General features: G+C 63.1%; 8 protein-coding genes and 1 pseudogene. 8 read left to right on the top strand and 1 reads right to left on the bottom strand.

What is annotated here, in order from left to right:
- Window positions 1–160 (top strand): annotated as a pseudogene (locus ACXYMN_RS19540) (fumarylacetoacetase); the annotation flags it as partial.
- 103 nt (window positions 161–263) lie between these two features.
- Here the strand turns inward: ACXYMN_RS19540 and ACXYMN_RS19545 are convergent.
- Window positions 264–1,049: an IclR family transcriptional regulator gene (locus ACXYMN_RS19545; RefSeq protein ID WP_459015733.1), complete on the bottom strand. Its 786-nt coding sequence runs from the start codon at window positions 1,047–1,049 to the stop codon at window positions 264–266.
- Window positions 1,050–1,176: 127 nt separating this feature from the next.
- Here ACXYMN_RS19545 and ACXYMN_RS19550 point away from each other — a divergent pair, with 127 nt between their 5' ends.
- From ACXYMN_RS19550 to ACXYMN_RS19580, 7 genes are all read left to right on the top strand, one after another.
- Window positions 1,177–3,039: a TRAP transporter permease gene (locus tag ACXYMN_RS19550; protein WP_459015735.1), complete on the top strand. Its 1,863-nt coding sequence runs from the start codon at window positions 1,177–1,179 to the stop codon at window positions 3,037–3,039.
- Between the two features lie 23 nt (window positions 3,040–3,062).
- Window positions 3,063–4,094, top strand: coding sequence for a TAXI family TRAP transporter solute-binding subunit (locus ACXYMN_RS19555; protein WP_459015737.1), 1,032 nt, complete (start codon window positions 3,063–3,065; stop codon window positions 4,092–4,094).
- A 57-nt stretch (window positions 4,095–4,151) separates the two neighbouring features.
- Window positions 4,152–5,795 (top strand): alkaline phosphatase family protein, encoded by a 1,644-nt coding sequence (locus tag ACXYMN_RS19560; RefSeq protein WP_459015739.1) that lies wholly within the window; start codon window positions 4,152–4,154, stop codon window positions 5,793–5,795.
- Between the two features lie 10 nt (window positions 5,796–5,805).
- Window positions 5,806–7,563 (top strand): SulP family inorganic anion transporter, encoded by a 1,758-nt coding sequence (locus ACXYMN_RS19565; protein ID WP_459015741.1) that lies wholly within the window; start codon window positions 5,806–5,808, stop codon window positions 7,561–7,563.
- 490 nt (window positions 7,564–8,053) lie between these two features.
- A complete protein-coding gene (locus tag ACXYMN_RS19570) occupies window positions 8,054–8,686 on the top strand; it encodes a tyrosine-type recombinase/integrase (RefSeq protein WP_459015742.1) in 633 nt (210 codons plus the stop codon).
- 178 nt (window positions 8,687–8,864) lie between these two features.
- Window positions 8,865–9,107 carry a hypothetical protein gene (locus tag ACXYMN_RS19575; RefSeq protein WP_459015744.1) on the top strand — a complete coding sequence of 81 codons (243 nt, stop codon included), beginning with the start codon at window positions 8,865–8,867 and terminating at the stop codon, window positions 9,105–9,107.
- A 27-nt stretch (window positions 9,108–9,134) separates the two neighbouring features.
- On the top strand, window positions 9,135–10,289 hold the full coding sequence (locus tag ACXYMN_RS19580) for a Hint domain-containing protein (RefSeq protein WP_459015746.1): 1,155 nt from the start codon (window positions 9,135–9,137) through the stop codon (window positions 10,287–10,289).
- The last annotated feature ends 231 nt before the right edge of the window (window positions 10,290–10,520 follow it).

Below are 10,520 nucleotides of genomic sequence, written 5' to 3' on the forward strand. Positions count from 1 at the left end.
CGGCAAGGACCCGATCCCGCTTGAGGGCGGCCAGACCCGCACCTTCCTTGCGGATGGCGATACCGTGGTCCTTCAAGGCCACGCCCAGGGCAACGGCTACCGCATCGGCTTCGGCGCGTGCGCGGGCACCGTGTTGCCCACGAAGGGAGGTCAGCCGTGACGACCGAAGTCGCCTCGCAGGCGTCGACGGCACGCCTTGCGGAGTCGGCGATCACCGGCTTCGCGGCACAAATCGCCGCTCTGCAGCTTGACAGACCGCCGCGTCAGCCAATTCCTGCGTATCTCTGCCCGATGGTTTCCGCTGTCGCCTGAAGGCGTGAAAGGTGGTTTTTCGCGACGGTCTCGACCGTTTGATCGCCGGCATTCCAGACCAGGTTGATTGCGCCGACCACTTCCGCGCCAGCCAGGATCGGAACCGCAATCGCCGCCGGAAGCTCGCCGTAATCCACCGCCCGCCCCCAATGCCCGTGGGCGCGGGCGGAATAACCGTTTTCCGAGATCGATTTCAGGATTTTCGGCAACTGCGACAAGGCCGCGGCGTCTTCCCGTGGCAGTCGTTTGACTAATTCTTGCAGTGCCTCGGCCCGTCCGCCCTCCGAGAGGCCCGAGAGATACGCGGCCCCAAGCGCCGAAAGGATCGGCGAGGGACGAAACCCGACCGAATCCGGGTAAACCCCATGCTTCTTGAACGTTCGCGTGGTATCGACAATCTCGGTCCGGCCGCCTCCGATCGCGGCGGCAAGATCGACGCCCAGTCCGGTTTCTTCGGAGAGCCTGACGATTTCGCTCTTGCTGACGGCCACGAGTCTGTCGACCAAATCCGGCATGCCCCCGGCATGCGGAAATGCGGAGCCCAGCTGATAACATCCGTCACTGCTTCTGCGGGTCAGCCAGCGGCGATGTTCCAGTGTGGTACAGATCCGCAAAAGTGTCGGTTTGGACAGCCCGGTTTGCTTTGCGAGAAACGCAAGCGAACTGGCGCCGGAGGCATGGACAACCTCGAGCACCGTCAGACCGCGTTCGATGGATCTGTTCCGTTTCACAAGCACTCCGTTTCACCTAGTGTAACGCAACGTCGCGGGAAATGCAGCGGTGATGTAGGCTCCATCGCATGCCTGCCACGCGAGGAAACGCGATTCTAGAGCGGGCCGGCGGGGGCGCATCTGGGAGGATACCGTGTCGGAAGTCAGAAAAGTCGCCTATCTGGATCACGCCGTGACCGGGCTGTCGCTCTTGGTCATCGGTGTGGTGTTCTACGTGTCGGTCTTCGGCGTTTTCTCGGATTCCTACCTGCGGGTCGGCATGTTGCTCGCGGGCGGTCTGTTGATCATCCTGTCTGCCATCGGCCGCTCCGCGAGCCTTATGGACCGTGGGCTTCTGGCGGTGATCGCCATTGCCTTGTCATTGAGCGTCTATCAGTATTTCCGGGCCGCAGAAGAGATCGAGACCGGGCTCTACTTCCTGACCTCGACCGACATCTGGATGGGCTTTCTCGGGCTCATCGCGGTGATCGAACTGACCCGGCGCTCGGTCGGCCTGGTGATGGCGGTGGTCGCCGGTGTGCTGCTGGCCTATGGCGCCTTCGGCCATATGGCACCGGGCTTTCTGAGGCATGCCGGGATCTCGACCGAAGAGCTGATGACCGTGCTGTGGTATTCCTTCGACGGGGTCTTCGGGCGTCCGATGGCGACAGTGGTCTCGACCATCCTGATCTTCATCGTCTTCGGCGCGCTGCTTGAACTTCTGGCCATCGACCTCGTGCTCGTGCGGCTTGCAATGGCCGCCACCGGGCGGATGCGCTCCGGCCCCGCCGCCGCGGCCACCGTGGCCAGCGGCCTGTTCGGGACGATTTCAGGCTCTGCTGTGGCCAACGTCGTGGGCACCGGGGTCATCACCATTCCGCTGATCAAGAAACGCGGGTTCTCGCCCCGGTTCGCGGCGGCGGTCGAATCCGCGGCCTCCAGCGGCGGCCAGATCACCCCGCCTATCATGGGGGCCGTGGCCTTCATCATGGCCGATGTCACCAGCGTGCCGTATCTGACGATCTGCGCCGCCGCGGCCGTGCCCGCATTGCTGTATTACGGCGGCCTCTTCGTCGCGATCTCCAGTGCCGCGCGCAACATGGATCTGGCCGACGAGCCGCGTCCCGACATTTCGTTCAACTGGCGTGAGCTGGTGCAGATGGGGATTTTTGTCCTCGCACTGGCGGGCATCGTCGTGACCATGGTTGGCGGCTCGTCGCCTGCCTATGCCGGATTTGTCGGCGTCGCGCTGGCCGCGCTGCTGGGCTTTGCCGTGCGTCCCGATCTGCTCTTCAACGGGGCGGCCTGGCTGAAGTTCATCCGCTCCGCCGGCCTGATCTCGGCGCAGCTTGTGGTCATCGTCGGCGCGGTGGGCATCGTTATCGGCGTGCTGAACCTGACCGGCGTGGGGCTGCGTTTTGCCTCGCTGCTGTCGAGCCTTGCGGAAGACCAGCTGATCATATCGCTGATCCTGATGGCCATCGCCTGCCTGCTGCTCGGCATGGGGATGCCGACGGTGCCGGCCTATCTGATCATCGTGCTGGTCATGGGCCCGTCGCTGCAGAAACTCGGCGTGCCGATCGTCCACACCCACATGTTCGTGCTCTATTTCGGCGTCTTGTCGGCGATCACCCCGCCGGTTGCACTGGCCGCCTTTGCTGCCGCACCAATCGCGGGCTCAAGCCCCATGGCCACGGCCCTCGAAGCCTCGCGGCTGGCCCTGCCGGGCTTCGTGATCCCGTTTGCCTTTATCTACCAGCCCGCGCTGCTGCTGGGGACAGGCTTCCCATTGGCAGACTCGGCGCAGGCGATCCTGTTCGTCCTGCTCGCGACGATCCTGATCTCGCGCGCCTGCTATCCCCGCCGCGGCAAGGCCTACATGTTGCCGGTGGGGCTCGGGCTGGCCGTGGCGCTGGTTTTCTTCGGGCCGCTGGTCTCGTGGATCGCCGCCGCTGCCGCAATGGTGCTGATGTACGTCGACCGGCTGGAGCTGACCGGCAAGAACCAAATTTCATGATCGCAATGGAGGAGAAACCAATCATGAAGACCACCACTCTCAACCGCCGTAGCCTGTTGGCCGGCACCGCCGCCGCCGCGACGCTGGCGATGCTGCCCCGCGCCGCCTTTGCCAAGGAACTGCTGCGCATGTCGACGCTGGGCCCGGGCACCAGCCCGAACCTGGTGATGACCACCTTCGCCAATATTATAAACCGCGAACTGCCGGACTACGAGATCCAGATCAACGCCACCGGCGCCGCCACCCGCCACGTATTGGAAGTGGCGATGGGCAAGACCGCGTTCTGCATGTCTTCGCCAGCGCTGCATGCGCTGATGGCGAACCAGCGTGCCATGTTCGAAAAGATGGACCAGGCGCCGGAACTCTCCAAGAAGCTCCGCACGGTGCTGAACTTCCCGATGGGTGTCTATCACATCGCGGTCTACGAGTCGTCGGGCATCACCTCGCTGGATCAGGCCAAGGGCAAGCGGGTCTTCCTCGGGCCTCCGGGCGGTGCGGCCTATGCCACCATGCAACGGCTGTTCGAGGCGGTCACCGGCCTGAAGGCCGGCGAGGATTACGAAGCGGTGAAACTGGGTTGGGACGCCGCCGCCGCGTCGTTCCAGGACGGCAACCTCGACATCTATTGCAACCCGACCAACGCGCCCAGCCCGGTGCTGACCCAGATCGCGGTGACCAACCCGATCCGTTTCCTCGGCATTCCCGCCGATCAGCTGGAAACCGACGCAGTCAAGGCGCTGGCCAACCGCCCGGGCTTCGGCCTCGGCACGCTGCCAGCGGGGGTCTATGGCGACAACCAGGTCAACGACGAGGACGCGACCACCCTGCGCGTCACCGTCGGCATCGTCACGAACGAGTCCGCAGACGAAGCGATGATCTACGACATGACCAAGACGTTCTTCGACGGCGTGGCCGAGATGCGCGACGGCGCACCGTGGCTCAAGGCGATTACGCCGGAAGCGGCAGTGGCGGACCTCAACATGCCGCTGCACCCCGGCGCGCTGCGGGCGCTCGAGGAGCTTGGCGTCTCGATCCCCGACGTCGCACGCGGGTAAACAGGCAGATGGCCGGGGCGGCAGCGCCCCGGTCCGACTATCAGGTGGGCCCCGATCATGACCAAGAACGTTCTATTCATCATGTGCGATCAGCTGCGCTGGGACTACCTGTCCTGCACCGGGCACCCGCATCTGCAGACGCCGAATATCGACGCTCTGGCGGCACGCGGGGTGCTGTTCGACCGTGCCTACGTGCAATCGCCGATCTGTGGCCCATCGCGGATGTCCTTCTACACCGGGCGCTACGTCGCCTCACACGGATCCACCTGGAACGGCATCCCGCTCAAGGTGGGAGAAATGACCCTGGGCGACCACCTGCGCCCTCTGGGTGTGCGCACGACACTTTGCGGCAAGACCCACATGACCGCCGATGTCGATGGCATGAAGCGCCTCGGCCTCGCGCCGGACAGCGAGATCGGCGTGCTCGTGGCGGAATGCGGCTTCGAGCCCTTCGAGCGGGAGGACGGCTTGCACCCCAACGGCCCGCGCTATCCGCGCAACAAAGCCTATGACCAGTTCATGAAGCAGCGTGGTTGGGCGGACGAAAACCCTTGGGAGACGGTGGCCAATAGCGCCGAGGACGAGGAGGGCAACATTCTCAGCGGCTGGTTCATGGACAACGCGGACAAGCCCGCGCGCGCAGCAGACGAGGAAAGCGAGACCCCCTATATCACCTCGCGCGCGATGGATTTCATCCGCGAGGCGGGCGACACGCCTTGGTGCCTGCACCTGAGCTACATCAAGCCGCACTGGCCCTATATCGTGCCCGCGCCCTATCACGACATGTACGGCCCCGAGACGCATCTCGACCCGGTGCGCAGCGAGGCAGAGCGCGAGAACCCCCATCCCGTCTATGGTGCCTTCATGGAGGAACGCGTCAGCCGGGCCTTTTGCGACGATGGCACCCGTACGCGGGTGCTGACCGCCTATATGGGCCTGATCAAGCAGATCGACGATCAGATGGGCCGGTTGATGGCTTTCCTTGATGCGCAGGGTCTCACCGAAGAGACGATGATTGTCTTCACCTCAGACCACGGCGATTACCTCGGCGATCACTGGATGGGCGAGAAGGAACTGTTTCACGACGCCTCGGCCCGCATCCCGCTGATCGTGGTTGACCCGCGCGCAGAGGCCGATGCCACCCGTGGGCTGAAATCTCCCGCGCTGGTCGAGGCGATCGACGTCGTGCCGACGATCCTCGACTTCTTCGGTGGCGAGGCAGTGCCGCATATCATCGAGGGGCATTCGCTGATGCCGCTGCTGCACGGCCAGAGCGACAGCCTGCGCGAAGTCGCGGTCTCGGAATACGACTATTCCATGCGCGAGGTCCGGCGGCGACTGGGTGTCGAGGTCAAGGACGCAAAGCTGACCATGCTGTTCGACGGGCGCTGGAAGTACATCTTCGCCGAAGGGTTCCGCCCGATGCTCTTCGACCTGCAAAACGACCCTGACGAACTGACCGACCTTGGCGCCGATCCGGCGCATCGGGCGGAATGCGCCCGCATGGAAAAGCTGTTGTTTGCCTGGGCACGCCGCACATCGCAACGCACAACCCGCTCCGACGCGTGGATCGCAGACCGAGACCCGAGCCTGGGCGAAGCCAAGGCCGGCATCTTGATCGGTTATCGCAACGAGGACGAATTGCGCGAGGTTCTCGGGCCGGACGCGGTCCGCGCCGGGAAAACCCACAAGGCCGGATGATCCGATGGCCTTGGCACGCGCAGTCCTGCAGCGCCTCTCTCCTGTACGGCCGTGGTTCCTTGAGCAGACGCCGGCTTCCTGGAAAGCCGACGCGCTTGCCGGGCTGACGGGCGCCACCATCGTGCTGCCGCAGGGCGTCGCCTTTGCCATCATCGCCGGATTGCCGCCGGAATTCGGCCTGTTTACCGCGATCATCGTGACCGTCGTCGCCGCCCTCTGGGGCTCGTCGCGCGTCATGGTCTCGGGGCCGACCACTGCGATTTCCGCCGTGCTTTTTGCCTCGCTGAGCGGCTTGGCCGTGCCCGGCAGCGTGACCTACATCGCGCTGGCGCTGGTGCTGACCTTCCTCGTCGGCGTGCTGCAACTCGCGGCCGGGATGGCGGGGCTGGGCGGGCTGATAGCGTTCATCTCGCACTCGGTCATTGTGGGGTTCACCGCCGCCGCCGCCGTCCTGATCGCGGTGTCTCAGCTTGGCCCGGCGCTTGGTCTCGCAAGCGGAGAGGGTGACGTGCTGCACCGCCTGTCGCGTGTCGTCGAGGACGTGGGTGCGCTGAACATCGACGCAGTGATCATCTCTGCGATTACGCTGGCCAGCCTGATCGCGTCCTTTCGCATCAGCCGCCGCCTGCCGGGATACATCATCGCGCTGGTGGCTGGCTCGCTCGCCGCCGTCCTGCTGGGTGCCGAGGCCTCCGGGGTCGCAATGTTCGCGCCGCTCGACGCGGTGTTGCCGTCGTTCGAGGCACCGGACCTGACGATAGGCACCATTGGCGCGCTGCTGCCCGCCGCCGCCGCCGTGGCTTGCGTCGGCCTGCTCGAGGCGATCTCGATCGGCAAATCCTTCGCCATCAGGTGCGGCGAGACCTACGACAGCAATCAGGAAATGGTCGGCCAGGGTCTCTCCAACCTCACCGGCAGCTTGTTTCACTGCTACGCGGGGTCAGGCTCCTTCACCCGCTCCGGCCTGAACGCGGAGAGCGGCGCGGCCTCGCCGATGTCGGCAGTTTTTTCCGCCGGGTTCCTGGTGGTTCTGCTCCTCCTGCTTGCGCCGTTCGTGCGGTTCGTGCCGGTGCCCGCCATGGCGGCGATCATCCTCTACGTCGCATGGCGGCTGATCAACATCGCCGAGATCCGCCACATCGTCACGACCAGCCGGTCCGAGACCTTTATCCTTGCCGCCACGTTCCTGACCGGAATCCTCTCGGGGCTCGACTTCGCGATCCTCGTCGGTGTCGTCGCCTCGCTGTCGATCTTTCTGAACAAGAGCGCGCATCCGCTGGTCGCGGTCGGCGCTCCGACAGAAGTGAACGGTCGGCGGGTTTTCATGAATGCCGAGTCCTTCAACCTGCCGCAATGCCCGCAGATCCGGTTCGTGCGCATTGAGGGCCCGCTGTTCTTTGCCTCGATCGAGCATGTCGAACGCGAATTCCGGCGGATCGAGGAAAAGGACGGTTGCAAGACCTGCATCCTCAACCTCAAGGGGGTCGGCAAGATCGACCTTTCCGGTGCCGACTTCATCCTGTCCGAGGCGCGTCGCGCGCGGGCGCAGGGCAACGACCTTCACCTGATCGCCGCCAATCCGAGCGTCCTGAACGTGCTCAAACGGCTGCACTGTCTGGATGAACTTGGCGCTGACCACGTGCATTCGCACAAGTCGGATGCCATCCGACCGGCCGTCGCCCGGGCGTCCGACCCAATCTGCGCCGGTTGCGAGATCCGGTGTTTCAACGAATGTGCCGACAAACCGGGCGCGGAACCGACGGCTTGAACGGTTTGGGCCGCTGTCGGGTTGGCAGCCAGGAGGGTTGCTATTTCAGACGAGGGCAACAGAATACCCGCTTGCCGGCAAGAAGCGGTTTGCGTTTCGGGCGGGGTTTGTATCGCGCAAATCGATGAGTTATTCCGAACGTCTCGAAAGGGAGGGCCTTGGCCAAGGCGCTGCAAAAAAGCGCGTGCAAGTTAGACAACGCCCCCCTTTTCGCGCCTCATTTAGTGTATTCGCGCTGGCTTCGCATTTTTAATGCCGCGAAAGACCGGTCTGGTGATGCCGCACCGCGGCATCCACGTTGGCGGTCAATTTCTCCTGTGGGCCGCCCCGACATGCGCGCCCATGCTGCAACTGCGAAGCCTCCTTCGACCAACGCGGTCACCCTGGGCTCCTTTCCGACCTTGGCCGCGCCGCCGGATCTGCGTGATAAGATGGCGCACCAACGTCGGGTTGGTGTCGTGGCAGGGCGTGGCGGATCGTAGGAGCCATCATGCCCATTGCCAACTTACCTGCCATTCGCGCCTGCCGCCCAGCCTGGAACAAGGGGCGCGTCGCCGGCCAGAAGCGCCCGCTCATGCCCAAGCACGTCTGGGCCATTCGCGTGCGCTTGGAGATCTCCGTAAATCACCGTGATCTTGCCCTTTTCAACCTCGCCATCGACAGCAAGCTCCGAGGCTGTGATCTGGTAAAACTGAAAGTCGCGGATGTCTATGCAGCAGGCCAGGTCAAAGAGCGCACTTCGATTATCCAAAGCAAAACTCAGAAACCTGTCCGCTTCGAGATCACCGAGGGCACCCGTAAGTCGCTCGCGCGCTGGATCGATGAGCCACAGATGATCGGATCGGAACATCTCTGGCCCGGTCGATTTCATGAACGCTTGCACATCTCCACCCGACAATACGCACGGCTGGTACGGGACTGGGTCACCTCGATCGACCTCGAACCGAGCTCATACGGCACGCACTCGATGCGACGGACCAAAGTCGCCCAGATCTACCGCAAGACCGGAAACCTCCGTGCAGTTCAACTCCTGCTTGGTCATACGAAGATGGCCAGCACCGTCCGTTACCTCGGCGTCGAGCTGGAGGACGCACTTTCGATCTCCGAGTCGGTCGAAATCTGACCTGCCGGGCCGTCCTTCGTGGACGGCCCAGTGCCGACGTTCATGGTCCGCGCAGCGAATGACGGCTCCGAGCCCTAATTGACTAATGCTGCACACGGAACGAATGTCGTATTTGCCTTTATTGGGTGCGTGGCTGGCTGTGATTTACGCACGTGTGCGGGACGTAGCGGAACAGTCCTTGGACCGACTGGACAAAGCCTCACGCGGTGCCGATTTATCCACGCCAGCGGCGGCGTATGAGGAGATCAGAGTGCAGGACCGAGAGGCCGAACACCGCTTGGAGAACCAGCGCGAGGTTGGTATTGATCGACAGCTAGGACACAGCATTTTGGGGCTGCTGGCGCTTTTTCCCAATAATTTTAGTCGCTTTGATGGAAAGAATTCCACCAGTACAAAATCCGCTTTTACCCACTGCCACTAAGGTTCCGTCAAAACAATCGGAGCCGCCATGTCTGCTTTTTTCTCGGAAATCTACTACGAAGGAAACGCTCCCCACGATTTCATTGAAATCGCGGCTCCAGCCGGCACGGATACATCTGGTTGGACAGTCGAAATCTACAAAGACGACGGGACAGTCTCACAAAGCCTTGATTTAGGCAGCGTGGTCAGCACGACGGCCGGAAAAGACGTTTATCTGATTGATAATAACACCACGGGCTTTACGGATCTGGGCGCGACCAAGGGATATGCTTTGGTGGACGGGACTGGTACCGTGGTCCAGTTCATTTCCTTTTCCAGTTCGATAACCGCGGTTGACGGAGCGGCCGCTGGCCAGACCGCAGATCAACTGGGCGACTTGACGGCGTCAGGTCAATCAATGGAATCAACCGACGGCGGGAACACCTACTCCGCACAGTCGTCGCCGAATGCGGGCACCGTCCCCTGCTACGCCCCCGGCACGCTAATCGACACGCCTGATGGACCACGCGCAGTCGAATTGCTATGCCCCGGTGATCTTGTGTTGACCGCAGATCACGGACCTCAGGAAATCCGCTGGGTGCGCAGTGGCGATCACCCCCTCGAAGACGTCGAAGTTGAAAGTAAGCCTGTCCTTATTGCGGCAGGGGCTTTGGGCAAAGGCCTGCCCGCGCAAGACCTGATCGTGTCGCCCCAGCACCGGATTCTGGTTGGCGGTGGTGGACAGTTGACCCGGTATTTCGACACCAAGGCCTTTGCGCCCGCCAAGGCGCTGACCAAACTCCCCGGTATTCGCCATATGAAGGGCAAGACCAAAATCACGTGGATACATTTTGCCTGCGACCGTCACGAAGTGGTCACCGCCAACGGTTGTCTGTCTGAATCGCTGTTGCTGGGGCCAATGGTGGTCAACGGGTTGACTCGCGCAGAGCGCCGCGTGCTGATCGACATATTCGGGCCAGTCACACAGCCGGGGGCCGCGCTTAACGGCACTGCCGCCTTCACCTGTCTGAAGGTCGGCGAGGTCCGCCATCAGATCGCAAACGGCGCGACAGCCAAACACACCTCCGCAGCTGCAAGAGAAATCCGCAAATGGGACGTGGACGCTGCCATGGAACGATATGAAGCGGAGCGTCTGCGTGACGAGGTTCGGGCGAGTCAAACGCGACAGGCCACGGCCGCGTAATCGTCAGGGTGCGCGATGGATTGCCACCAATGGAGATGTTTATAGCGGCCTTTGGCGCAACCGCAGCGAAAGCTCACTTCGTCCCGCTCACCGGACATCCACGCAAATGCAGCGAATGGCGGCTCCCCTGAAGGTTTTTCGATGCGGGCCGCGGCGCGACGTGGGCGGCCGGGAGGTGGCGGCTCGCGTTGACAAACCTCGGAAGGAGGAAGCCGCGGGGGGCTTGGATCA

The sequence above is a fragment of the Roseivivax sp. CAU 1753 genome (assembly GCF_054482575.1).

What these genes read in the sequence shown, in the direction of transcription:
- ACXYMN_RS19555 (WP_459015737.1), top strand. Translation starts at nt 3,063, where the DNA reads ATGAAGACCACCACTCTCAACCGCCGTAGCCTGTTGGCCGGCACCGCC.
- ACXYMN_RS19560 (WP_459015739.1), top strand. Translation starts at nt 4,152, where the DNA reads ATGACCAAGAACGTTCTATTCATCATGTGCGATCAGCTGCGCTGGGAC.
- ACXYMN_RS19570 (WP_459015742.1), top strand. Translation starts at nt 8,054, where the DNA reads ATGCCCATTGCCAACTTACCTGCCATTCGCGCCTGCCGCCCAGCCTGG.
- ACXYMN_RS19580 (WP_459015746.1), top strand. Translation starts at nt 9,135, where the DNA reads ATGTCTGCTTTTTTCTCGGAAATCTACTACGAAGGAAACGCTCCCCAC.